The sequence below is a fragment of the Desulfovibrio sp. DV genome (genome assembly GCF_001936595.1).
In the GTDB taxonomy this organism is placed as follows: domain Bacteria; phylum Desulfobacterota; class Desulfovibrionia; order Desulfovibrionales; family Desulfovibrionaceae; genus Solidesulfovibrio.
This window is the reverse complement of the sequence record NZ_MLBG01000081.1, coordinates 1-22,295: the sequence shown is the minus strand read 5'-3', so window position 1 is coordinate 22,295 and position 22,295 is coordinate 1. Positions and strand designations below refer to the sequence as shown.

At 64.8% G+C, this 22,295-nt stretch carries 21 protein-coding genes, 1 pseudogene and 1 riboswitch; of the genes and pseudogenes, 9 read left to right on the top strand and 13 right to left on the bottom strand.

The features are described from left to right. Positions 1-26 precede the first annotated feature (26 nt). From DVDV_RS15845 to DVDV_RS15820, 6 genes are all read right to left on the bottom strand, one after another. Positions 27-344 (bottom strand): cupin domain-containing protein, encoded by a 318-nt coding sequence (locus tag DVDV_RS15845; RefSeq protein ID WP_075355608.1) that lies wholly within the window; start codon positions 342-344, stop codon positions 27-29. A gap of 73 nt (positions 345-417) precedes the next feature. Further along, the gene (locus tag DVDV_RS15840) at positions 418-1,179 is read right to left on the bottom strand and encodes an ATP-binding protein (RefSeq protein WP_075355607.1); all 762 of its coding nucleotides are present in this window, start codon (positions 1,177-1,179) and stop codon (positions 418-420) included. 63 nt (positions 1,180-1,242) lie between these two features. Next, a complete protein-coding gene (hcp, locus tag DVDV_RS15835; RefSeq protein WP_075355606.1) occupies positions 1,243-2,859 on the bottom strand; it encodes a hydroxylamine reductase in 1,617 nt (538 codons plus the stop codon). 478 nt (positions 2,860-3,337) lie between these two features. Then, the gene (locus DVDV_RS15830; protein ID WP_075355605.1) at positions 3,338-3,520 is read right to left on the bottom strand and encodes a Sec-independent protein translocase subunit TatA; all 183 of its coding nucleotides are present in this window, start codon (positions 3,518-3,520) and stop codon (positions 3,338-3,340) included. A 360-nt stretch (positions 3,521-3,880) separates the two neighbouring features. Beyond that, positions 3,881-5,191, bottom strand: coding sequence for a 4Fe-4S binding protein (locus tag DVDV_RS15825; protein WP_075355609.1), 1,311 nt, complete (start codon positions 5,189-5,191; stop codon positions 3,881-3,883). Continuing rightward, a complete protein-coding gene (locus DVDV_RS15820; protein ID WP_075355604.1) occupies positions 5,188-5,820 on the bottom strand; it encodes a 4Fe-4S binding protein in 633 nt (210 codons plus the stop codon). The genes DVDV_RS15825 and DVDV_RS15820 overlap by 4 nt, the downstream gene beginning before the upstream one ends. A gap of 110 nt (positions 5,821-5,930) precedes the next feature. On the opposite strand from DVDV_RS15820, the gene DVDV_RS15815 reads away from it, so the two are divergent. Then, on the top strand, positions 5,931-6,638 hold the full coding sequence (locus tag DVDV_RS15815) for a Crp/Fnr family transcriptional regulator (protein WP_075355603.1): 708 nt from the start codon (positions 5,931-5,933) through the stop codon (positions 6,636-6,638). 317 nt (positions 6,639-6,955) lie between these two features. Here DVDV_RS15815 and DVDV_RS15810 read toward each other — a convergent pair whose 3' ends face one another. Beyond that, complete coding sequence (locus tag DVDV_RS15810) at positions 6,956-8,230, bottom strand: GGDEF domain-containing protein (protein ID WP_075355602.1); 1,275 nt, start codon at positions 8,228-8,230, stop codon at positions 6,956-6,958. A 260-nt stretch (positions 8,231-8,490) separates the two neighbouring features. Here DVDV_RS15810 and DVDV_RS22810 point away from each other — a divergent pair, with 260 nt between their 5' ends. Both DVDV_RS22810 and DVDV_RS15805 read left to right on the top strand, forming a co-directional pair. Then, on the top strand, positions 8,491-8,628 hold the full coding sequence (locus DVDV_RS22810; protein ID WP_175577117.1) for a hypothetical protein: 138 nt from the start codon (positions 8,491-8,493) through the stop codon (positions 8,626-8,628). Positions 8,629-8,820: 192 nt separating this feature from the next. Further along, a pseudogene (locus tag DVDV_RS15805) lies at positions 8,821-9,213 on the top strand (polymorphic toxin type 44 domain-containing protein); the annotation flags it as partial. 268 nt (positions 9,214-9,481) lie between these two features. On the opposite strand, the gene DVDV_RS22385 reads toward DVDV_RS15805, so the two are convergent. From DVDV_RS22385 to DVDV_RS15780, 6 genes are all read right to left on the bottom strand, one after another. Beyond that, positions 9,482-10,147 carry a hypothetical protein gene (locus DVDV_RS22385; RefSeq protein WP_139311636.1) on the bottom strand — a complete coding sequence of 222 codons (666 nt, stop codon included), beginning with the start codon at positions 10,145-10,147 and terminating at the stop codon, positions 9,482-9,484. Positions 10,148-10,228: 81 nt separating this feature from the next. Continuing rightward, on the bottom strand, positions 10,229-10,873 hold the full coding sequence (gene ribB, locus DVDV_RS15800) for a 3,4-dihydroxy-2-butanone-4-phosphate synthase (RefSeq protein WP_075355600.1): 645 nt from the start codon (positions 10,871-10,873) through the stop codon (positions 10,229-10,231). Between the two features lie 118 nt (positions 10,874-10,991). Then, a riboswitch (FMN riboswitch) is annotated at positions 10,992-11,144 on the bottom strand. Between the two features lie 148 nt (positions 11,145-11,292). Continuing rightward, positions 11,293-12,441, bottom strand: coding sequence for an SGNH/GDSL hydrolase family protein (locus tag DVDV_RS15795; protein ID WP_075355599.1), 1,149 nt, complete (start codon positions 12,439-12,441; stop codon positions 11,293-11,295). A gap of 91 nt (positions 12,442-12,532) precedes the next feature. Then, positions 12,533-15,652 (bottom strand): glycosyltransferase family 39 protein, encoded by a 3,120-nt coding sequence (locus tag DVDV_RS15790; protein WP_075355598.1) that lies wholly within the window; start codon positions 15,650-15,652, stop codon positions 12,533-12,535. 189 nt (positions 15,653-15,841) lie between these two features. Next, positions 15,842-16,402 carry a hypothetical protein gene (locus tag DVDV_RS15785; RefSeq protein ID WP_075355597.1) on the bottom strand — a complete coding sequence of 187 codons (561 nt, stop codon included), beginning with the start codon at positions 16,400-16,402 and terminating at the stop codon, positions 15,842-15,844. 227 nt (positions 16,403-16,629) lie between these two features. Further along, complete coding sequence (locus DVDV_RS15780) at positions 16,630-17,049, bottom strand: helix-turn-helix domain-containing protein (protein ID WP_075355596.1); 420 nt, start codon at positions 17,047-17,049, stop codon at positions 16,630-16,632. A gap of 125 nt (positions 17,050-17,174) precedes the next feature. Between DVDV_RS15780 and DVDV_RS15775 the strand changes: the two genes are divergently transcribed. The 6 genes from DVDV_RS15775 to DVDV_RS15750 all read left to right on the top strand — a co-directional run bounded on the left by DVDV_RS15775 (position 17,175) and on the right by DVDV_RS15750 (position 22,182). Further along, entirely contained in the window at positions 17,175-17,684 is a 510-nt protein-coding gene (locus DVDV_RS15775) for a nitroreductase family protein (protein ID WP_075355595.1), read from the top strand. A 23-nt stretch (positions 17,685-17,707) separates the two neighbouring features. Further along, positions 17,708-18,280, top strand: coding sequence for a flavin reductase family protein (locus DVDV_RS15770; RefSeq protein WP_075355594.1), 573 nt, complete (start codon positions 17,708-17,710; stop codon positions 18,278-18,280). A gap of 3 nt (positions 18,281-18,283) precedes the next feature. Beyond that, positions 18,284-18,871, top strand: a complete 588-nt coding sequence (locus DVDV_RS15765) for a flavin reductase family protein (RefSeq protein WP_075355593.1) — start codon at positions 18,284-18,286, stop codon at positions 18,869-18,871. After that, entirely contained in the window at positions 18,852-19,427 is a 576-nt protein-coding gene (locus DVDV_RS15760) for a flavodoxin family protein (protein WP_075355592.1), read from the top strand. Before DVDV_RS15765 ends, DVDV_RS15760 begins: the two co-directional genes overlap by 20 nt. Before the next feature lie 114 nt (positions 19,428-19,541). Then, entirely contained in the window at positions 19,542-19,898 is a 357-nt protein-coding gene (locus DVDV_RS15755) for a DsrE family protein (RefSeq protein WP_075355591.1), read from the top strand. Positions 19,899-20,031: 133 nt separating this feature from the next. Further along, positions 20,032-22,182 carry a SpoIIE family protein phosphatase gene (locus DVDV_RS15750; protein ID WP_075355590.1) on the top strand — a complete coding sequence of 717 codons (2,151 nt, stop codon included), beginning with the start codon at positions 20,032-20,034 and terminating at the stop codon, positions 22,180-22,182. Positions 22,183-22,295: the final 113 nt, after the last annotated feature.

The window sequence follows — 22,295 nt, the reverse complement described above, 5'->3', positions numbered from 1 at the left end:
GCATCTATTGTCTTTCCCCCCACACCTTATGGCGGCGGGGCGATGGTCACCAGCACCCGCATGTCGGTAATCGAGCGGATGCCGTGGGGCGTGGCAATGGGGCACACCAGCACATCGCCGGCCTTGGCCGGGCTGGCGGCGTTGTCTGCTCCGAGAAACTCCCCCTCGCCTTCAAGGACCACGATGGACAGTTCGCCGTCCATGTCGTGGGCGTGGACCGGCAGGGTCTGGCCGGCCTTGAAGTTGAAGTTGATGATCCGGAAGTTGGCGGAATCGTGGACCCAGAGCATGCCGTAGCCGGTGTCCTTGAACGGACCTTCTTCAAAGATATTGAGCTTCTTCATGACCGTACCTCACTTCTCCGGTCAAAGGGGCCGGCAGGGGCATCCTGCCGGCCGGGCAGACCCGGTTTCGGGCTCAGCCCATCTGGCCAAAAGGCGTGTTGCCGGCGGACAGCGGGGTCATCCCGGCAATCTCGCCGCGCCGGGTGACCACGACCTGGGTGGCCGGCACGGCCTTGCCCGAGGCGGCGATGGCCGCTGCGGCGATGCGCGACATGCCGGAGCAGCAGGGCACTTCCATTTGCAGCACCGTGATGTCGACGATGGTGTTTTGCCGAAGGATCGCAGCCAGCTTGTCCACGTAGCTTTGCACGTCATCGAATTTCGGGCAGCCAAGGAGCGCAATGCGGCCGGGCAGGAAGGCGCTGTGAAAGGCCGGGAAGGCCGGCGGCACGCAATCGGCAGCCAAGAGCAACCGTGCGCCCTGTAAAAACGGGGCGTTTGGCGGCACGAGGCGCAGCTTGATGGGCCAGGCGGCCAGGGCCGAGCCGCCGCCGGCGGGCTGGGCCGCCTGGGCCGTGGGGGCGTTGGCCATCTGGCACGGCGTCATGGTGACCGGCGCGCCCGACATGCAGCCGCAGGGGCTGGCGGTCTTTTTGATCTCGGCCAGCCGTTCTTCCACGGCCTGCTCGTCAAATTCCGGGGCGTCGCGTTCGATGATCTGCAGTGCGCCGGTGGGGCAATGGCCGATGCAGGCCCCCAAGCCGTCGCAGAAATGGTCGGCCACGATTTTGGCCACGCCGTCGATGATTTCCAAGGCCCCTTCGGCGCATCCGGTGACACACTGGCCGCAGCCGTTGCACAGCGACTCGTCTATTTCGATGATCTTGCGTTTCATGGCTTTTTTTCCTGGGAGGGGCGGCCCCGGTGGTTGCCGGGGCCGCCGGAAGGGCATGGCCTTTTAGCCGAGGATGGCCTTGAGGTCTTCGTCAGGGGTGGTGATGGCCTTGATGTCGTAGTTGGCCACCAGGAAGTTGAGGACATTGGGGGTCAAAAAGGCCGGCAGGGTGGGTCCCAGGCGGATATTCTTGACGCCGAGGTGGAGCAGGGTGAGCAGGATGGCCACGGCCTTTTGCTCGTACCAGGACAGGATCATGGACAGGGGCAGGTCGTTGACGCCGCACTCGAAGGCCTGGGCCAGGGCCACGGCCACCTGGATGGCTGAGTAGGCGTCGTTGCACTGGCCCATGTCGAGCAGGCGCGGGATGCCGCCGATGTCGCCGAGCTTCTTGTCGAAGAAGCGGAACTTGCCGCAGGCCAGGGTCAGGATGATGGTGTCGGCCGGGGCCTTCTCCACGAACTCGGTGTAGTAGTTGCGTCCGGGCTTGGCTCCGTCGCAGCCGGCCACCAGGAAGAAGTGCTTGATCTTGCCGGCCTTGACCGCCTCGATGACCGGTCCGGCCACGCCCATGACGGCGTTTCTGGCAAAGCCGGTCATGACCGTGTCCTTGTCCTCGTCGGCCGGGAAGCCGGGCATGGCCAGGGCCTTGGCGATGACCGGGCCGAACTCGCCGTTTTTGACATGGACCGCGCCGGGCCAGCCGACCAGGCCGGTGGTGAAGATGCTGCCCAGGTAGCTCTCGGCCGGCTTCTGGATACAGTTGGTGGTCATGAGGATCGCGCCGGGGAAGGCGGCGAATTCCTTGTGCTGGTTCTGCCAGGCCGTGCCGTAGTGGCCGTAGAAGTGCGGGTACTTTTTGAGCTCGGGATAGCCGTGGGCCGGCAGCATTTCGCCGTGGGTGTAGATGGTGATGCCCTTGCCGGCGGTCTGTTCGAGCAGCTGCTTGAGGTCTTTGAGGTCATGGCCGGAAACCAGGATGGCCTTGCCGGCCTTGTGCCCAAGCGGCACGACGGTGGGAACCGGGTGGCCGTAGGCGCCGGTGTTGGCGGCGTCGAGCAGTTCCATGGCCCGCAGGTTCACTTCGCCGCACTTGAGGACCAGGGCGACCCAGGCTCCGAGGTCCTTGTCGGTGGTGAAGGTGGCGGCCATGGCCTCGTAGAGGAATTCGTACAGGGCCGGGTCTTCCTGGCCGAGGATGGCGGCATGGTCGGCGTAGGCGGCCACGCCCTTGATGCCGAAAATGAGCGTATGCTTGAGCGAGCGGATGTCGTCGTTGGGCTCGGGGATGTCTTTGAGGCCATGGGTGGCGCCCTGGGCAACCAAGCCGGCGAGGTCGGCGGCCGGGACGTAGGTGGCCGGGCCTTCGGGCAGCTTGGCCTTGATCAGGCCGGCCAGGGCCTTGCGCTTGGCCACGGTTTCTTCGATCAACGGCTTGAAGTCGGCGGCGTCGAAATTGACGTTGGTGAGCGTCGAGAACATGGCCTTGGCAAAAAAGCGGCCGGTATCCATGGGCACGGCCACGCCTTCGGCTTTGGCGGCCGCGGCGGCCTGTCCCAGGCCTGTCAGGGCGTAGACGAGCAGGTCCTGCAGATCGGAGACGTCGGGCTGCTTGCCGCACACGCCCATCTTGTCGCAACCAAGGCCTTTGGCCGTCTGTTCGCACTGGTAGCAAAACATATGTCGTCCTCCGTTTGGGTTTGGTTCGGATTCCCGTTTCGTTGATTCGGGTCTACGCGGGCCGGGTCGAGAGTGGTTTGACCTAAGTCAAAAGGGCGATATTTTTTCGAGAGGTCCGCATTTTTTCGGGCCGGTGCCGCGAAGCCGGGAAAAGGAAATCCGCAACCGTGTTTGCCGTGGCGTCAGGGGGTCGCGCGGGCGCGGCACCCGACGCGGGGACGGGAAACCTATTTGGGAATATGGGGTCTATAGCACGGGACGGGGGAAAAAGGTCAAGGCGGGGGAGTTGGTTTCGAACGTTGCCAGAAAGAGTGTGCTGCGATGGTTGTCGCCGGACAGTGCCGCCAGCGGCGATAAGCCCGGAAATCGGGAGCCGAGGGACCTGCCGGGACAGGCCCCAGGCAGTCCCCGCAAAGCATGCACGTCGCGCCGGACCGGCCCCGTACCTGAGCGGCCGGGGCCAGGGCCGGAAAAGCGGCTAGGGCCGCTTTTGCTCGACGTCGGTCTCGGCGGGCGTAATATTTTTTTCCCCTATGGAATCCTTGAAGCCACGGATGGCCTTCCCCAGATTCTGGCCCAGGCTGGGCAGCTTGCTCGGTCCGAAGATGATCAGGACGACGCCCAGGACGACCAGCCAGTGCCAAATCGAAAATGCGCCCATTTGAATGCTCCTGTTTTCGTTTGGCCCGCCCGTCCCTCGTGGCCCTTGGCCGGGAAAGGAAGACCATGGTATTGATGGTTGGCGTTGTTTATAAAAGGCTTACCCAGGGCAAGCGCGACGGAAATATGCAATAAGGAGCGCAGGAGTTCCTCAATTTTCGGATTTTGCGCTATTACGGCACAGGCTTGTCGGGCGGCGATGCAGAGCGGCGTTGTTGTCGCCACAGAGATCAAGGGTAAGGGCATACCAGCAACAGGGCAAGAAAAAGCGAATGGCCGCCGGGAGATTGTCCTGGCGGCCGTTTGGCCGGTGCAAGTCTTCTGTGTCTTGCCGGGCTCCCGGGGGACGGGAGGCCGGGCGTTAGATCCGGGCTACCCCCAGAAACACGGCGTGCAGCGCGATAACCAGTGCGAAAAACGCCTGCCGCGCCGCCAGCGGCGATAAGCCCGGAAATCGGAAGCCGAGGCGCGCGCCGGGACAGGCTCCCACGCAGTCGCCGCACAGCGTGCAGGTCGAGCCGGGCCGGCCCTTGGCCAGATCGGCCGGGGAGAGCGCCAGATAGCGGCACACCCGCGAACACCGGCCGCAGCCGTCGCAGCCCTCGCTTATACGGATGCGCCAGGGGCTGATTTTCCCCAGCACGTTGCCGACAAGGCCGATGGGACAATACATCGTGCAGTGGACCATGACGCCGCTGGCCCGGGACAGCGTGGCCATCACAACCAGCCCGATCAGCCCGAACACCGCCGCCGCCCAGACCGCGGTCAGGGTCGGGACGCCCAGAAGCCGCATTCCCAGCGCTCCACCCACTGCCAGCGCCAGCGTGCCCAGCCGCCACCAGCCAAGTCGGCCGGGCAGGCGCTTGGGTGTTTTGCGGCCAAGGCGGGCACAGGCGTCGTCGGCCGCGCCGATGTAGCACAGGTGCGAACACCAGCCCGGCCCGACCAGCAGCAGCGTGGACAGATAGAGGATGGGCATGAAATAGCCGCCGCCCCGGTAGAGCGGGCCGGCGACGATGAGCGCCGGCACCGGCAGATGGAGCGCCCCGGTCATGAGAAAGATCGTCTCGCCGGCCAGCCCCAGGGCAAGCTGGCCGAAAAAGACCAGGGTAAAGGCGGCCCAATAACGCGAGCGGATGGGGCCGGTGCGCGGCGCATCGTTCATGCGACCGGTGAGCCAGGCGGCATAGCCGGCCAGGGCCGTTACTTCCAAAAGGCCCCAGCCCGGAAAGAACCGGTCGGCCAGCACAATGGGAAAGGAAACCCTGGTCCGGGCCAGGGCCAGCAGTCCGGCCGCAAGCCAGAAGGCTGCGGCCTGGGCCATGGCTGCCTCGCTGCCGCGCCGGTAGAGGGCCGCCCCCCGGGCCGAAAAGGCGAAAAGCCCGCCGGCCGCGCACACCGCCACCACCCCGGCCATGATGGCCAGGAGGCGAATGTAAGGCTGGTCGGCCGCCAACCGGAAGAGCGCCATGTCCCTGGCGACGACGGCAAAGGCCAGGGCCATGGCCAGAAGGGCCGGACCGACGACCAGCCTGGCAAAGTGCTGCCGGCTGGCGATAAGGCCGATGAGCGCAAGGCTTGACGCGGTCAGCCCCGGATCGCCCTGGCGCAGGCTGTGGGCGGCGAAAAGGAGCAGCCCGAGGAGTTGCAGGATGACGCCGGCCGCAGTCACGACAGCACCCAGGCCGGCAGTCCCGGCCGGCCGTCCGGGCACAGGATGTCGCCAAAGCGCAGTCCGGGGCGCATGTGGCGGGCGTGGGCGGCCGTTGCCCGCTCGGCCAGGGTACAAGCAGCCTCCGGCGTCAGCATGTTCCCGACCGCGATGCCCAGGCGCGGGCGGCGGCCGAGGCGGCCGCCGAGAAAGGCCTGGAAGCCCACCGGGCCGGCTGCGATGGCCCGCACCGGGCAGACCCTGGCGCAAAGGCCGCAGCCCAGGCAGGCGTCGGCGTCGATGACCGCCTGGCCATGGCGCAGGGTGATGGCTGCGTCGGGGCAGGTTTCGGCGCAGACGTTGCATCCGACGCAGGCCGTCGCGTCAACGGCCACGCTTCGGGTGGCGACCAGACCCAGGTCGGCCACCTGCGGCCGCACGCAGCCGTTGGGGCAGGCCGATACCGCCAGACGGAACTGCTCATGGCGGCGCATGGGCCGGGCCAGTTCGGCCAGCGCCTCGGGCACCGGGGCGGTCTCGGCCAGATGGGCCAGGGTGGCCAAGGCGTCGGCCGGCAGCGGCGCACCATGCGGGCAGCCGGCCGGCTTCACGCCCCGGCAGGTTTCCAGTATAACAGCGGCTGCAGACATGGCACGTCCTTTGTCGGGCGGATATGTTGTGTGTTCGGGAGCGGTTGCGGCCAAGAGTGGCAAAGGCGCAGCCGGCGCGCCTTGACTTACGTCAAATACGGGAGTTCGTCGTGGAGAAAACCCAGGCAGTGGCCGACATCGGCCTTTTTTCCGGCCTTGGAACCAAGGAACTGGCCGCTTTGGCCGGCATCGCCGAAATGCGCCACTACGGACGCGGGCAGGACATCTTTTTTTCGGGTGACGCAGCCGAGGGGTTTTTCTCGGTGGCCTCGGGCAAGGTGCGCATCTATCAGACGTCGCTGTCGGGCAAGGAGCACATCCTGCATGTCTTCGGCCCGGGCGAGGTGTTTGCCGAGGTGGCGGTCTTTGCCGGCGGGGTCTACCCGGCCAGCGCCCAGGCCCTGGAAGAGGGCGAGTATCTCTTTTTCCCGCGCGAACGTTTCCGCCGTCTGCTGGCCGACGACCCGGATCTGGCCATGAACATGCTTGGACTGCTCTCTGTCCGGCTGCGCCAGCTGGTCAAAAAGCTCGAGGATTTAAGCCTTCGCGAAGTGCCGGCCCGCCTCGCCGCCCACCTGCTGCTCCTTGGCGCGGAAAGCAAAAAACGCGTGCTGTCCCTGGATCTGCCCAAGGGCCAGCTGGCCGCCTATCTTGGCACCATTCCGGAGACGCTCTCCCGTGTGCTGCGCCGCTTTGCCGATGAAGGCCTGATCAGCCTGTCCGGCCACGCCATCGAAATTCTCGACGCACCCCGTCTGGAGACGCTGGCCGCCGGCGCAGCCACCGGGGCTGCGCCGTTTGGACCCGGCGGGCGGTAGGGAGCGGGAGTCCGAAGCAAAAGAAGCCTCCGGCGGCCAAAGGGACTGAGTCCCTTTGGAATCCCCTCCTGGGGGAGTTTGCTTTGACTGCGGGCGTTGCCACGTCGGTGCGTGGCATTTGCGCAGGATAGAGAGGCCAGGGGACCGTGGCCGTTGGTGCTTGCAGGTGGCGGGTGGGGCCGTTGCTGCGGCGGCCGGGAGATGATCCCACTGCCCCTGCAACAGGGCTGCAAGTAGGCTGGTCGGTCTGATTTCTTTCACGAGCTGAAACGGATTACAGAGGACGCGACGTGTGCCGCGTCCTTTTGTCGTTTGGCTCAGTTGTTCGGTATCGGGTGGGGCAGACCGCAGCGGTTATTTGTGTCCATCCCGTCTTCCCGGCAGTTTTCCGCCACCGCCACCCGGTTTCGGCCGGCGTTTTTGGCGGCGTACATCGCGGCATCCACCCTGCCCATAAGCGCCTCCACGGTCTCCCCCGGCAGCAGTTCGGCCACGCCAAGGCTGATGCTGCCGGTTATGCCGTGGGGAAAGGGCGTGCCGGCCACGAGCAGGCGCAGCTTTTCAGCCAGCAGGACAGCATTGCCGAGGTTGGTCTGGGGGGCGGCCACGACGAATTCCTCGCCGCCGTAGCGGAAAAGCCAGTCCACGCCTCGGGTCGCGCCGTCCACCCGGCGGGACAGTTCGCGCAGCATGTCGTCGCCGGCCCCGTGCCCGTAGGTGTCGTTGACGGCCTTGAAGTGGTCGATGTCGAACATGACCACGGACAGCGGCTCGTGGTAGCGGGCCGACCGGCTGACTTGCCGGGTCATGACCTCGTTGAATTTGAGGCGGTTGTAAGCGCCGGTCAGCTGATCGGTGACCGCCAGTTCGGCCAGGGCCTCGTTGGCTCCCTGCAGGCTTTCGCGGTCGGCGCAGATGCGCCGCACCATGGGCCGGAAAATGAACAGGCCCGAAGTGGCCAGGATGGCCAGCATGGTTGCGGCGGCCCCGGCTTCCAGGCGGCGCAGCACGGCCAGCCGCGAGGCGGCCAGTTGCTGGTACTGCCGGATCACGGCATTGAGGTCGCGCAACAGCTCGTTTTCGCCAAAGGCCAGGAGATTTAAGAAGGCCGGATCGGACAGGGCCGGGCGGATGGCGTCGGAAGCAAGGAACGCCTGGGTGTTTTCGATAAAAAGCCGCATCCCCCGGTCGAGGTCGTAGGGTGGTTTGAAATAGATGGCGCGCAGTTCCGGTGAGCTTGCGGCCAGGGACCCGGGAGCGTCAAGGTCGGCGAGCAGATGGTCGTGGTTGGCGGTCAGGGCGGCGACGGCCTGCTTGAGGCGCTGCCGGATGTCGCGTCGGTTCTCGTCGTCGTCGGCTGCGGACAGGAGCAGGCATTGGGCCAGGACGCGCTGGGTGAGCAGGCGTTGGGAGCCGGAGATGGCGGTGATGGCGGCGGCCCGGTCGATGGTGCCCATGATGTGCCGAAACAGCGTGTAGGAGATGACGACCAGGGTGGCGACCAGGGCCAGGGCCGCGACATAGCGCAGGGTGAGGCTGCGTTTGTAATGCCGGTTGCTCCGGGCGATCTGGTCCTGGTCAGAGGTGTCCATGATTGGGCTGTAGGCCAGGGCGGGGAAATAGGCAAGGGCGACGGCGCTGGCGCATGGCGGCGTTGTCGGCAGGGGACTGTAGCGCGGGCATGGCGGCAGGCTCTCCCTTTTCCGGGAGCCGCGCCAGCCGTCGGCCCGGGGGCGCGAAGGTGCGTCCTGCCGCGGAGGTGCATTTCAAGGGGGCTTGACGAAACAGCGAATACGTGGACTTATAGGATTGCGGAGGCATGATATTTTAACGTCTAACAAATGGAGTGCGTATGCCCCGCGATCCTCGTGAATGGCAAGTTGAATTGGATTTGCAAACACAACTTTCAAGGGCTGAGGGGAGCTTGGAAATTGAAGCGACGTTTGCCCTGCTCAACAAGATTCTGGGAGACGGCGAATTGTCGACCTAAGGGCCGTATCAGGAACAGAGAGCGCCGGCACGGGATATACAGGTTCCCGTTGCACCTCCTGGAGCGGACATTGATTGGAATATCCTTCGCGCCAGGGCAAGCCAGAGCATCACCTGGTTTATAGAGCGTGTGGCTCCGGAAGGGGAAATGGATTATAAGACTCGCGACAGCAAATAGACTTATGAGGATTATGGGAACTTCAACTATGGAGCTGTTGCCACAGGGTTTGGTTTTTCAGAAAAAGCAGTGCTACGAGCGGCTGGTTTGGTTCAGACAGTTGTTGATGCATGGAGAAAACGTAATGATCCAGATTATATTCATGCCGCTGCCTACGGTCTCAAGCACGCCGCAGATTTTCTTGGCCATCCGCCGTATGGTGATCAGGAAAAAGATCAAGAAATGATAAAGCAGGGAATTCGATATTATCATGAAGTGTTTTTGCACAAATTCAAAAGCAAAAATCTTGAAAAATACGAAGGGGAGCTCTATTGGGCAATGCGGCATGAGGAGGCTGACAGTCTGCAGCAGGGATTTAGTCGAGGCGTAGGGATGGTCGGAAAAGAATTGATAAAATTAGTACAATAAATAACTGAAAAGCAATCTCGTGAAAATGCTCTTATGGCTTGGCATTTGACAAGCCTAGGCCATAACCATTGGCTCTCCCTTTCGGGATTCAGTATGGGTTCGGTTGGGAGAGCTATGGAGGGGGTTCGCTAGTATTTCAGAAAAAGTAGAAAGCTGCTTCTATTTAGCCCTGGCGGCGATATATGTTCTGTAATTTTTTTGTATAGCTGTTGTTTGTTGCATTGTTTTTTTATTTAAAAAGTTATTTATAGATGTGTATATGGCTATGTCAATATGTAATAAATTTCCAATGCCGTGTGATTTTCGTAGACTTATATGAAAGATTTATTGTAGCGAAGGTTTCTTTTTCATCGTCGTCGTTGTATTCAAATCCTGTAGATGGAATGCCGTCCAAGTCAGTTGAAAAAAATAAAGTATATTTGCCATTTATTCGAGAGTATTCGACGCTCCCATGAGGAAAGGAAGTGTGTTTGAATTTATGTGGCAAATCTATCTTGCCTTCGGATTTGTCAAGTCCTTGAAATTCACCTTGAGTAATGTGTTGAATGACTTCCATTCTGTCCGTATAGAATTGAGAGAAATAAAACTCCCAATTTGTCTTCCAGATGTTGTTTGGCCATGGCGATGCTTGGAATAGTACATAAACGAGCACTGGCAAAATAGCAAATAGAGGTGTAAACCGAATTTCACTCGCAAATATCCAGATCGCTCGAAAGAAAATGAGCGCTACATAGATGTTTACGAAATTTGGGATGGTGGTCTGCAGTCCAAATGGCATATGGCAGCAGAGCACAAGGCCAAAACACGCAAAGGGCATTGCCAGGACCAAAGAAGTTATTGTCGCCCGCAGCGCCCGCAGGCAGCGGCGTCTGGCCAGCCAGCGGCGGCGCTGGCGCATGGGGGCGTTGTCGGCAGGGGACTGTAGCACGGACATGGCGGCAGGCTATCCGTTTTCCGGGAGCCGCGCCAGTCGTCGGCCCGGGGAGGTTTTTCGCCTCCCCGGGCCGGAGACAGGCTAGAGGTCGCCGGAACTCTGGCGGTAGGCCACGATGTCGGCCACGGTGACCAGCGGGAAGTCGTGGGCTGCGGCAAAGGCTGTGAGCTGGTCGCCCTTGGCCATGGTGCCGTCGGGGTTGGTCAGCTCGCACAAGACGCCGCAGGGCGAATGCCCGGCCAGACGGCACATGTCCACGGTGGCCTCGGTGTGGCCGCGCCGGGCCATCACGCCGCCGGGCTTGGCGATCAGCGGAAACACATGCCCGGGCCGGGCCAGATGGCCGGGCTTGGCGTCCGGCGCGGCAGCGGTCTTGACCGTGGTCACCCGGTCGGCGGCAGACACGCCGGTGGTCACCCCGGCCGCCGCCTCGATGGTGACGGTAAAGGCCGTGCCGTTTTTGCAGGTGTTGACCGCGACCATGGGCGGCAGTTCCAGCTGCCGGGCCTTGTCTTCGGTCAGGCACAGGCAGACGATGCCGCTGCATTCGCGGATGAGCATGGCCATCTGCGGTACGGTCAAGGTATCGGCGGCGAAGATGAGGTCGCCCTCGTTTTCGCGGTCAAGATCATCGACCACCAAAATGCCCCGGCCTTGGCGCATGGCAGAGATGGCGGCCCGGGTGCGGGCAAGGGACGCGTCGACATTGGAAAATGGCTGATTCATGGCGCTCTCCGAAAAAAGAGGTTTACGGGCCAGAACCAGGGCGGAAAAACAGACGACCGGGCAGAACGCATGGGTCCCGCCGGACTCGCGCCGGGGAACCCGGCGACGGGGATTGCCGTCTCCTCCTCTTCCATCCGGACTGTAACCGTCGGCCCTGGCTTCGCACCAGGTCTGCTGACCCCCCGGCCAATGACGGCCGGGAGCGCTCGCGGGCTCCCCGGTTGCCCGGGATACCGCCGGTGGGGACTTTCACCCCGCCCTGAGGACAACGGCCGCTTTGTAGCGCCGGGAGCCGGCCCTGGCAAGTCGCAAAAAAGCGCCCCGGCCCAAGCGTGGCCGCGTCCCGGCCGGCGCGTCGGCCGCCGGCCGGATGTCCGGTCTTTTCTCCCCATCTGCCGGCCCAAGCCCTGCCGCCGGCGCTACGGGGTCCGGCTGCCTGCGGCGTCCCGGCCTGCGGCCGGCCAGGCGCCTTTGCGCGAAAGCCGGCCATCCAGGGCGGGGCCCAGGTTCCGGGCCAGGAGCTCGGCCAGTTGCGCGTTGCCGTAGGCGCTCAAGTGGCCGCAATCGGCGGCCAGCCGGGCCGGCTCGTGGGGCTGCTGGGCAAACACCGCGTCGCTGACGTCCGGCAGCACCGTGACGCAGGTGCCGGCCAGGGCCCGGGCGATGTCTCTGGCGATGCGCCCGCCGCCGAGGATGAAGGCGAAGACCGGCGTGTCGCCGCTCTCCTGGCAGATCTTTTCAAACACCCGTCTGGTCGTGGCCAGGGAATGGGCATAGGCCGCCATGTCCTGGCCGTTTTCGATGGCCCGTTCCACGGACGCGTCCTGGTATTTTGCGTACAGGGCCAGCTGCAAATTGTGCTGGATGCTGGCAATGATGTGGGACCTGTTGCCCAAAAACCGCCCGAGGGCGTCAATAACCGCCTGGGACCAATGGAAGTACGGCGAAGCGATGACGACGGAGCCGTCGTCGGCCAGATAGGGCCGGAAATGGACGTTGTTGTTGATGACGCTTTGGCGTTCGAGGACGAAATCATTGTTGATGCTGTCGTTGGTGTGGAGCTGGAACACGATGGCGTCGGGTTTGATGCGGGGCAGGCTCTCGGCCAGGATGCCGTATTCCTGGAGCGAACCGTAGCCGCCGCTGCCGTAGGTGAAAACCGTGCAGCCAAGCAGTCTGCCAAGGACGGCCGAATAGGTCTGGCCGTCGGAAACGTCGCGGTTGAGGGTAAAGGAGTCGCCGATGATGAGCAGCTTGGCCGGGGCGTCGGTGGCCCCGTACTCGCGAAAACCGTGGTCTGCGGTTGAAAAGGCCAGGGCATAGGGTTCGCCGGCGCAGTCGCGGGATTGCTTCTCCTCCCGGAAGTGCGGCTTCACCCGCCAGCCCAGGGCGGCATCGTCGGCATACAGGCCAAGGGCGTCCCAGGTCAGCGGGATGTGGTTTTTGACGCGAAAGACGACCTCGGCCAGGCCGAAAGCGACGACGAGCACCGCGAGGCTGATGGAGGCGCACAGCAGAAACTGGCGGACTGTGGTGGCCGGGCGGGGCTGGCTGGGCGGTGTTGGCATGGGGCGTTGATCCTTTTCGGGGCAGACGGGCAGGCACCGGTTCGGCCGGGCAAAAGACTGTCGTTTCGGATGCGGCCTTTGGCGGCCCGGCTCACTGGCCGGGCCAGATCCGTTCCAGACCCGGCGCGCGGTCCGTGAACCAGACGCGGAAGGCATTGTCCGCTTCGCCGGACAGGGACAGGCGCGTGGTCCCGGCCGGCACGGTCAGGCCGGGGAAATTGCGGGCGTCGAGATCGGCCTCGATGGCCATGCGGTCGATGGGCCGGGCCGGCGACCAGAATTCCGCTGCAAAATCGGCGCGCAGGCTGAAGCGAACCGTGATCTGGGTGGCCGGCCGGGGCAGGCGGACCTCGGCGTAGCGGCGCAGAAACATGAGGCTCCACTGCTCGGGCGTGGTGTTGCGTTCATCCAAAAGCGTTTCAAAGGTGCGGCCATCCGTGGCGTAGGCCACCGTGCAGGCCCGGTAGCCGTCCTTGTCGCCGTAGAGGCGCGGATAGGCCATGATGCGAAGCGTTGTCATGGGATAGGCCGAGACGAACACGTACTCGAAGCGGCAGTCGGTGCCGGGCAGGCAGGTCACGCCGCCGCTGTAGTCGGGATAGGACCTGGACGCGGCCATGTTCTGGAAATGGGCGTTTGGCCTGTCGGAGAAATCCGGCGGATCGAAGTCCGGGGAAAAATACAGGGTGCCGCGTCCCCTCGGGGTCAGGCGCAATACGCTGCCGGCCGGGGCCGAAACCGGCACGGGCACGCGCTCGTCGCCAAGAGCCAGCACCGGGGCGTTGATGCGCCCGGCCAGGGTCAGGGCCAAAACGGGCAGCGGGGTGTCGCCCGGCTGCTCCACCGTGGCGTGGGGGCTCACGTCGGACAGGGCGATGCCGCCGGCCTCGGGTGCCAGGGCCGGGTCATAGACCGCCACGGCCGGCTTGCCGGCGGCGTCAGGCAGGAGAAAGGCCGGCGGCAGCCCGGGGTGGTCGGCCGCAAAGGCGGCCAGGACCGACGGCGGGCCGATGACCTCGCCGCCGGGCAGCGTGCGGGCCAGTTCGGGATGGTCCGGCAGGGCAAAGACGTAGGCGGTCCGGCCAAGGCGGGTCAGGCCGGGACGATAGGCCGCAGCCTGGCAGTTGCGGGCCAGATTGGCGGCGTAAAAGGCCAGCGGGTCCGGTCCGGTCCGGGTCTCCAACCCCGCTGCCGCCACCTCCAGGCCGGCCAGGGCCAGGAAGCCTTCCCGGGTTCCGGGCACATACTCCACCCGCAGCCAGACCGAGCCGGTTGCGGCATAGGCGGTGAGGTCGAGGGTTTTTTCGGCTTCGCGGCAGTGCCCCTGGTAAAACGGGAGCTCCTCGAAAAAACGCCTGGGGACGAGCCGGGGGCTGCCGTCGGCCGTCAGGAAGTCGCCATGGCCGAGAGTGGCCAGGGGCGTGAACGTTTTGCCGTCGCTGCTGGCCGCGATGGACAGGACGGAGTCGGCCGGGACGGTCGGGTGGCGCTTGAAAAGGGCGGCGGTGAGGCGGGCCGTGACCGGGCCGGTGGTTGGCCCGGGCGGCAGATCAAAGCGCCACACGGCCGTGGCCGGACGTTCGTAGCGGGTCGGGCGCAACAGGCCCACCTCGCTGTCCACGGTCCAGTTGTCCAGGGAATAGGCGTCATTGTAGGCCCGCCAATCCCGAAAGTCGTCGAGGTACCCGGCCCGGCCCGAGGAGTCCGGGGCGAGCAGCAGGGGGGCGCGGCTGGGCAGGCCGGCCAGGGCCACCCGGGTATGAAGCCCGCCGGCCCCCCAGGAGGCCAGGAGCACGCCTCGCGGCCTGGCCCGGCGACGCTCGGAATCGGCCAGAAAGAGGTCCACGGTGCGCAGGCGCTGGTAGCCCGGCGCGGCGAAGTTGCCGGGCCCGCCCGCAGCCTCCGGCAGATGCCAGCGGGCGGCAAAGGCCTTGGCGTTTCGCTGGTAGCCGGTGAAGGCCAGGGTGGTTTTGGGCCCTGGCGTACGGCTTAAAAAGCGAAAGAGATCCCGGTCGTTGGTCAGGGTGCGGCGGTAAAAATCGTCCAGCCGGCTCAGGGGCGGGGCCAGGACCACGGCGCAGAGCACTCCTGTGGCAACCAGGGCGGCGGCACCCCGGACCCGGTCGGGCAGTTTCCGGCAGGCCAGTCCGCCAAGCCGGGACGCGCCGCTGCCGCACAGGATGCAGACGGCCGGCAGGACGGCAATAAGATGCCGCCAGGTGACCAGGGGGCGCAGATCGCTTTGGCTGGTCAGGATGGCCAGGCTGGGGACAACGGCGGCCAGGGCGACCAGGGCGGTCGGCGCATTCCAGGATCCCCGCAGGCCAACGAGCAGCAAGGCGGCGATGGCTGCCGCGGCAACAGGACCGTAATCGAAGTTGAGGTAGAAAAAGCCGGCCAGGGTATCGGTGATAAACCGGGGTTCGAGACCGGACCAGCGGGAGATGGACGGGTTTTGGAGGAAGGTGTTGGTGAAAAAGAGCCCCGGCGCGATGGGCAGCCAGAGACATGCGGCGACGGCCATGGCGGCCATGATCCAGGCCAGAGAGGCCGTGCGGTCGGGGCCGGCGAAAATGCCTTTGCGTCGCAGGTACAGCAGGCCGACGCCAAGGCCCTGGGCGGCCAGGACCGGAACCCCCTGGTAGGCGGCCCAAAGCATGGCTGCCGTGGCCGCGGTGTAGCCGGCCAGATGGATCGGCCGGCGGCCCGGCGTGACGCAACGGACCAGAAAATACAGGGAATAGACCAGGGTGCACAAAAAGAGGGCATAGAGCTTGATGGCCCGGGAAATCTCCACCGGGAAAAGAGCCCCGGCGCACAGGGCGGCCGCAGCCAGTCCGGCCCGGCGGCCGGCGCAGGCCGCACCCAGGAGGCCAAGGCCGAGGACGGTTAAAAGGCCGGCCGCCAGCGACGGGATGCGGGCGGCCAGGACGGTGCCGCCAAGGCCCAGGGCCAGATGGTCGATCAGATAGATGAGCGGCGGCTGGAAATCGAAGGTGGTGTCGACCGGCCCCAGGTGGACCTGGGTCGCAAGCAGCCTGGCCGGCTCGAGCATGGCCCGGTCGAGGTTGAGATAGTCGTCTTCCCAGAGCTGGGGCGTGCCGATATCCCAGCAGCGCAGCAGGGCTGCGGCCAGGAGGATGACGCCAAGGATGAGTCGAAAGACGCGGCGGGACGGTTCAGCCGGGCTGGGCAAGGAGAGTCGTTCCATGATGATGCGGCGAGGGTAGCAGCCCGGACCGGCCGATGCAACCGCCGGCCGCCGTCAGGCCAGGCCGCGTGGTTTGGAACCCCCCCGGCCCTGCCCCTGGCCGGAGCGGGCCAAAACAGAGGCCGCCGTCCAGGGGGATGGACGGCGGCCCGGGGGAGGGGAGGAGCGTTTGCGAAGCGTGCGCCCTAACTATTGCTTGGGAGCCGGGGCAGCGGTTGGGGCAGGGCCGCGATCCATGCCGCTTGTGCCCTTGCCGCCCATGTCCATGCCTTTGCCGTCATGGTCCATGCCGCCCATGCCCTTGCCCATCATCTTGCAGTCCATGCCGCCGTCGCCTTTCATGCCGTCCATCATCATGTCGCCATGGCCGGCCACATGCCGGGTGTGGCGGATGGAGACACCGGTTTCCTTGGCATAGCGCAGACGGAACAGGGTGGTTTGTTCGAAAAGCTGGCCGCGCAGGGTGGAAATCTCAGCGGTGAGCTTTTTAACGGCCGCCTCGTCGCCGGGTTTGGTGGCCAGCGCGGTTTCCAGTTCAGCTTCGCGGGCCTTGATCTTGCCGTGCAGTTCGGCGGTCCGGGCAACGAATTCCTGCTTGAGCAGATAAGCCTTGTCGGGGTCGACGGCCGGGGTAGACTGGGCATCGCCGGCCGGCGCGCCGTGTTGGTCATGGGCGGCCTGTCCCAGAGTCGGGACGGACAGGAGTACGGCAACAACCAGGGCAGCGGGGAGAAATGTCAATTTGGGCATCGGAAAATCCTCCTTGGGACTATGGTTCCGGTAAAGCATAGGCCGTGCCAGAGGATGCGCTTTTCTTTTGTCCCACAAAATGAGGCGGTTGTGGTATTGGTCCGGCAAGCGCCTGCTCTGGAGTGTAAAAAAATATACAGACAAAGTATGAAATGCGGGCGAAAACAATACACCTGTCGAAAAACTATCCAGCCACTCCGGCCGCCTGCCCGGTTCCCGGGCGACGGTCAGCGTGCGACTGCGGCTTGCGTCACTGCGGCCGGAGGGGCGACGGGTGTTGCGTCCTCAAGCCCGAACCGGATCTCGAACTCATGGCCAAACCGGCACAGTGCCTCCAAAATGGGAATGATGCCGCGGCCAAGGTCGGTCAGGGCATATTCCACCCGGGGCGGCACTTCGGCAAAGACCGTGCGGGTTAAGAGGCCGTCGGATTCCAGTTCCCGCAGCTGCTGGGTCAGCATCTTCTGGGTGATGGCCGGCATGGCCCGGCGCAGGGCGGAAAAACGCATGGTGGCCACGTCGCGCAGATGCCATAAGATAAGCGGCTTCCACTTGCCGCCGATGACCGCCAGGGACAATTCCATGCTGCACGAATACTCTTTGCCGAGGCAGCGTTTGCGGCTGCACGGCGTTCCCGGTTCACCCATGGCGTCATCTCCCGCAAGTAGGTTTCCAAAAGGGTACTACACAACTTAAATGTGCCTACTTGCTTTTTTGGGTATACTGGCAGAATTTCCTCAAAGCGTAAAGCAGAAACCACCCTGGAGGTCCCATGGAGCTTTTCGAGGCCCTGCACACCAGACGCAGTATCCGGTCGTTTACGGACCAGCCCATTGCCGAGGCCGACCTCGACGCCATCCTGCGCGCCGCCATGGACGCACCCAGCGCCGTCAACGCCCAACCCTGGCATTTCGTGGTCATTACCGACCGGGCCATCCTGGACGCCATCCCGACCATCCACCCCCATGCAGCCATGTGCAAAACGGCCCAGGCCGCCATTGTCAGCGTGGCCGAGCTGGCCCTGGAAAAATCGCCCGGCAACTGGATGGTGGATTGTTCGGCTGCCGTGGAAAACATGCTGCTGGCCGCTCGCGGGCTTGGCATCGGGTCGGTGTGGTGCGGCGTCTATCCGCGCCAGGAGCGCATGGTTCCCATGGCCGCCCTGCTCAAGCTGCCCGAAGGATTTTTGCCCCATTCCCTGGTGCCCCTGGGCTATCCGGCCCAGGAGTTCAAGCGCGTGGACCGGTTTAGGCCCGAGCGCATCCATAGAAACGGTTGGTAATGTTGTCTGAAAAAGGAGCAATCATGAAAGTCTCTCTCGGTCCCAAGACCGTGGCCCTGCCCACCCCGACCTGGCTGGTGGGAACCTACGACGCCGACGGCAAGCCCAACATCATGACCGCCGCCTGGGGCGGCATCTGCTGTTCCAAACCGCCGTGCCTGACCGTTTCCCTGCAAAAGCCCCGGCATTCCTACGCCGCCATCATGGAACGGCGGGCCTATACCGTGAGCGTGCCCGCCGAGTCCCAGGTCGTGGCGGCGGACTACTGCGGCATCGCTTCCGGCCGGAACAGCGACAAGTTCGCGGCCTGCGGCTTTACGCCGGTCAAAAGCGAACTGGTGGATGCGCCGTATGTGGCCGAGTGCCCGCTGATTATCGAATGCAAGGTGATCCAGGTGCTCGATCTCGGGATGCACACCATGTTCGTGGGTGAAATCATGGACGTCAAAGTGGACGAAGCGGCCATGCGCGACGGCAAGCCCGATCCGCTGGTGATCAAACCCATCATCTTTGCCCCGGAAGACCGGCACTACTATGGCCTGGGCGCCGATCTGGGCCTGGCTTTCTCCATCGGCAAGGAGCTTAAAGGAGCGTAAGCGATGGAAAAGATTCGTCTCGATCCGAACCAGATTCCGCCCATGCCCGTGGCCCTGGCCGGGACGGTCGTGGCCGGGCGGGTCAATTTCATGGCCGCCGGCTGGATTACCCGGGTGGGGTATAAGCCGCCGCTGATTGGCGTCTCCATCAACCACCGCCAGTTGACCGGCAGCGGCATTCTGGAGACCGGGGCCTTCTCGCTCTGCTTTCCGGGTCCGGCCCTGGTCGAGAAAACCGACTACTGCGGCCTGGTCTCCGGGCGGAATGCGGACAAATCCGCCGTCTTCGACGTTTTTTACGGCGAAACTCCCGGAGCGCCCATGGTCCGGGAGTGCCCGCTGTGCCTGGAGCTGCGGCTGTACCAGACGGTGGAGCTGCCCTCCAACCGGTTTTTTATCGGCGAAATCGTGGCCGCCTGGGCCGACGGGGAAGTCCTCACCGACGGCAAGGTGGATGTGGAAAAATACCAGCCATTGCTCCTGACCATGCCGGACAACCGCTACTGGTCGCTTGGCCGCGTGGTGGCCGACGCCTGGAGCGTGGGCAAGAAACTGAAAAAGGGAGACGATCATGAAAGTACTGGCCATTAACGGCAGCCCGCGAAAAGACGGCAACACCGCCTCCATGCTGCGCATGGCCCTGGCCGAGATCGAGGCCGCCGGCATCGAGACCGAGCTTGTGCAGCTCCACGGCAAAGACATCCGGGGCTGTATTGCCTGCATGAAGTGCTGGGAGAACAAGGACGGCCACTGCGCCATCAAAAAGGACATGCTCAACGAAATCCTCGACAAAATGGTCGCGGCCGACGGCATGCTCCTGGGCTCGCCCACCTATTTCGCCAATGTCTCGACCAACATCAAGTCGATCATCGACCGGGCCGGCATGACGGCGCTGGCCAACGGCGGCCTGCTGGCCCGCAAGGTCGGAGCCGGCGTGGTGGCCGTGCGCCGGGGCGGGGCCATTGCGGTGTTCGACGCCATGAACCACTTCTTTCTCATCAACCAGATGGTGGTGCCCGGTTCGAGCTACTGGAACCTGGGCCGGGGCCTGGCTCCGGGCGAGGTGGAGTCGGATGAGGAAGGCGTTTTGACCATGCAGAACCTGGGCAAGAACATGGCCTGGGTACTGCAGAAATTAAACGCCTGATCGCGGCCGCCGGCGACGCTGTCCGGGCAGTCGTCCGGCCCGGCCCGGACCGGCCCCGGCCGTTTGTTTCCAAATGGCCGGGGCGACTTGGTTTTTTCTCCCAAGGAGCAGACAATGGATGCAGAGAACGGCAACGAACCTGGACTGGTGGTGCTGTGGGTGACCGGCGACCGGGAAGCGGCCCTCAACATGGCGCTTATGTATGCCAAGAACGCACGGCTCAAGGGGTGGTGGGAGCGGGTGCATCTGCTCGTCTGGGGTCCCTCGGCCAAGGCCCTGTCCGGCGACGCCGAACTCCAGGCCGAAGTGGCCGCCTGCCTGGAGGCCGGGGTCGAGGGCCTGGCCTGCCGGGCCTGCGCCGAGCGCTATGGCGTGAGCGCTGCCCTGGAGGGGCTTGGCCTGACGGTGCGCTATACCGGAGAACCCCTGACCCGCTATCTCAAGGACGGCTGGAAGGTGGTCAGCATCTAAACCCGGCAGGACCCAACCTTGCAGCCTGACCGGGGGCCGCAGCTTGCTTTTTACCGGGGCCTCGCGGCATACTGGCAGACTGATCGCCGGCTTGTCGGCAGGGACGTGTTGCCGCAAGGCAGGGAGGTTTCCGATGTTGCGCATGGCCGTTGGGCACGCCAATTGTCTGGATGCGGGGTGCGCCATCCGCGGCGCGGTGGAGTCCTGTCGCCGGGGGCTTGGCGGGGTGGAACCGGCCGGGCTGCTCCTTTTTGCCGGGGTCAGCTACGACCACGACGTCATTTTGCAGGCCGTGGCCGCCGCCTTCCCGGGCGTCCCCCTGGTTGGCGGCACCTCAAGCGGCGAGTTGTCCTCGGCCGGCGGCGTCACCGACGATTCCGTGCTGCTCATCGCCTTTGGCGGGGAAGGCATCGCCTGCACCGCCGGGGTGGCCCGGGACTATGCCGGTCCGGGGGCCGATGTGTCGGCCCAGGCCGCGGCCGCCGTGGCGGCACTGCGGCCCGGATTTGACCGTTCGCCTGGGCTGTGCCTGGTTTTTCCTGACGGTGGCCGGGGCGGGGTCCAGGATTTCTGCCAGAGCCTGACCCGGGAGCTGGGGGAGGGGTGTCTGGTTTTTGGCGGCACGCCGGGCCGCCATCTGGCCGACCGCCGGCCGGTGCGCCAGTTTTTCGGCCGGGAAGTGCTCATCCATGCCGCGCCGTTTCTGCTCTTCTCCGGCCCGATCCCCCTGGCCATGCGCCTGTCCCGGGGCTGGCGGCCCCTTGGCGGGCTGGCCCGGGTGACCGGGGTGGACGGCAACGTGGTCAGCCGCATCGGCGAGCGCTCGGCCCTGGATTTTTACCGCCACTATCTCGGCCCCCACGCCGAACCGGCCGTGGAGCTGCCGCTGGCCGTGGCCTGTGAAAAGCACAAGGATTTCATCCTGCGCGCCCCGGCCTTTTTCAGCGAAGGCGACGGCAGCATCCAATTTCCGGCCGGCGTCCCCGAAGGGGCCATGGTGCAACTGGCCGAGGCCAACCGGACCGATATGCTCGCCGACATCAAAACCATGGCCAAGGGGCTGGCCGGCGAAGTGGCCGCCGGCGCCGCCGGGGACCAGCCGGCCGGGGTGCTGCTTTTTTCCTGCTCCACCCGCAAAGACATCCTCGGCACCAAGGCCGTAGAAGAGATCGATGCCCTGGCCGAGGCCCTGCCGGCCGGCACGCCCCTGGCCGGATTTTACTGCCACGGCGAGATCGCGCCTTCGGCTCCGGGCCTGCCGCTGCACCTGCAAAACGGCTCCCTGGTGGCCCTGCTGCTTGGCGGCGAAGTGCCGGCCGCCTCGCTCTCAAGCGCCCCGGCCGACCTGCCTTGTCCGGCCGGAGAGACCGAGGCCTTGGAGCGCGCCAACCGTTCGCTGACCCGGGCCCTGTCCCGGGCCACCGAGTCCCGGGAGCGTCTGGAGGCCCAGAAGGACCGTTCCCAGGCGCTCATGCGGGTCATAAACGACGAGATCAATACGGCCCGCCTGGAGATCCAGCGCAAAAACGAACTGTTGCGCCAGGCCCTGGCCCTGGCCGAAGAGGTGCAGCGAAACCTGCTGCCCCAGGCCGCCCCGGGCCTGCCCGGCTTCGATATCGCCGGCACGAGCCTTTACAGCGATGAAACCGGCGGCGACTATTACGACTTCATCCACGCCCCCAACGAACAACCCGACCGCTTCGGCATCATCATCGGCGACGTCACCGGCCACGGCATCGCAGCCGCCCTGCTCATGACCACGGCCCGGGCCTTTTTGCGGATGCGCTCGTTCCAGCCCGGCTCCCTGGCCTCGGTCATCGACGACGTCAACAAGCTCCTGTGCGCCGATCTGGCCGATTCCGGCCGGTTCATGACCCTTTTCTATCTGGCCATCGACGTCGAGAAAAAGCGCCTGCACTGGGTGCGCGCCGGCCACGACCCGATCATCCTCTACGACGCGGCCACGGGCCTGGCCAACGACATCCCGGACAAGGGCGGGCCGCCGCTCGGCATCGTCACCGAGGCCCGCTACGCCGAAAACAGCGCGGCCGGGCTGATCCCCGGACAGGTGGCCCTGTTGGCCACCGACGGCCTGTGGGAGGCCCGAAACGCCAAGGGCGAGATGTTTGGCAAGGACCGGGTGCGCGAGCTGTTGGGCCGGCACAGCGATTTGACCGCCGCCGACATCGTGACCGCCGTGCTCGAAGGATTGCGCGAGTTTCTCGGGGACGACCAGCCCGAGGACGACGTGACCCTGGTGGCCATCAAGGTCCTGCCCGAGTAGGGGGGATGAAGAAATATTGGAGGGGGAATGCCTCCGGCGGCCAAAGGGCAGTGCCCTTTGGAAACCCACCTGGGGTTCGTTTGATTGGACCGGGTGCGTTGCCAAGTCGGGAC

Bases quoted from the DNA above. Each gene is read 5' to 3' on its own strand.
- DVDV_RS15845 (WP_075355608.1), bottom strand. From the start codon at position 344: ATGAAGAAGCTCAATATCTTTGAAGAAGGTCCGTTCAAGGACACCGGC.
- DVDV_RS15840 (WP_075355607.1), bottom strand. From the start codon at position 1,179: ATGAAACGCAAGATCATCGAAATAGACGAGTCGCTGTGCAACGGCTGC.
- hcp (WP_075355606.1), bottom strand. From the start codon at position 2,859: ATGTTTTGCTACCAGTGCGAACAGACGGCCAAAGGCCTTGGTTGCGAC.
- DVDV_RS15830 (WP_075355605.1), bottom strand. From the start codon at position 3,520: ATGGGCGCATTTTCGATTTGGCACTGGCTGGTCGTCCTGGGCGTCGTC.
- DVDV_RS15820 (WP_075355604.1), bottom strand. From the start codon at position 5,820: ATGTCTGCAGCCGCTGTTATACTGGAAACCTGCCGGGGCGTGAAGCCG.
- DVDV_RS15810 (WP_075355602.1), bottom strand. From the start codon at position 8,230: ATGGACACCTCTGACCAGGACCAGATCGCCCGGAGCAACCGGCATTAC.
- DVDV_RS22810 (WP_175577117.1), top strand. From the start codon at position 8,491: ATGCCCCGCGATCCTCGTGAATGGCAAGTTGAATTGGATTTGCAAACA.
- DVDV_RS22385 (WP_139311636.1), bottom strand. From the start codon at position 10,147: ATGTCCGTGCTACAGTCCCCTGCCGACAACGCCCCCATGCGCCAGCGC.
- ribB (WP_075355600.1), bottom strand. From the start codon at position 10,873: ATGAATCAGCCATTTTCCAATGTCGACGCGTCCCTTGCCCGCACCCGG.
- DVDV_RS15795 (WP_075355599.1), bottom strand. From the start codon at position 12,441: ATGCCAACACCGCCCAGCCAGCCCCGCCCGGCCACCACAGTCCGCCAG.
- DVDV_RS15790 (WP_075355598.1), bottom strand. From the start codon at position 15,652: ATGGAACGACTCTCCTTGCCCAGCCCGGCTGAACCGTCCCGCCGCGTC.
- DVDV_RS15785 (WP_075355597.1), bottom strand. From the start codon at position 16,402: ATGCCCAAATTGACATTTCTCCCCGCTGCCCTGGTTGTTGCCGTACTC.
- DVDV_RS15780 (WP_075355596.1), bottom strand. From the start codon at position 17,049: ATGGGTGAACCGGGAACGCCGTGCAGCCGCAAACGCTGCCTCGGCAAA.
- DVDV_RS15775 (WP_075355595.1), top strand. From the start codon at position 17,175: ATGGAGCTTTTCGAGGCCCTGCACACCAGACGCAGTATCCGGTCGTTT.
- DVDV_RS15770 (WP_075355594.1), top strand. From the start codon at position 17,708: ATGAAAGTCTCTCTCGGTCCCAAGACCGTGGCCCTGCCCACCCCGACC.
- DVDV_RS15765 (WP_075355593.1), top strand. From the start codon at position 18,284: ATGGAAAAGATTCGTCTCGATCCGAACCAGATTCCGCCCATGCCCGTG.
- DVDV_RS15760 (WP_075355592.1), top strand. From the start codon at position 18,852: ATGAAAGTACTGGCCATTAACGGCAGCCCGCGAAAAGACGGCAACACC.
- DVDV_RS15755 (WP_075355591.1), top strand. From the start codon at position 19,542: ATGGATGCAGAGAACGGCAACGAACCTGGACTGGTGGTGCTGTGGGTG.
- DVDV_RS15750 (WP_075355590.1), top strand. From the start codon at position 20,032: ATGTTGCGCATGGCCGTTGGGCACGCCAATTGTCTGGATGCGGGGTGC.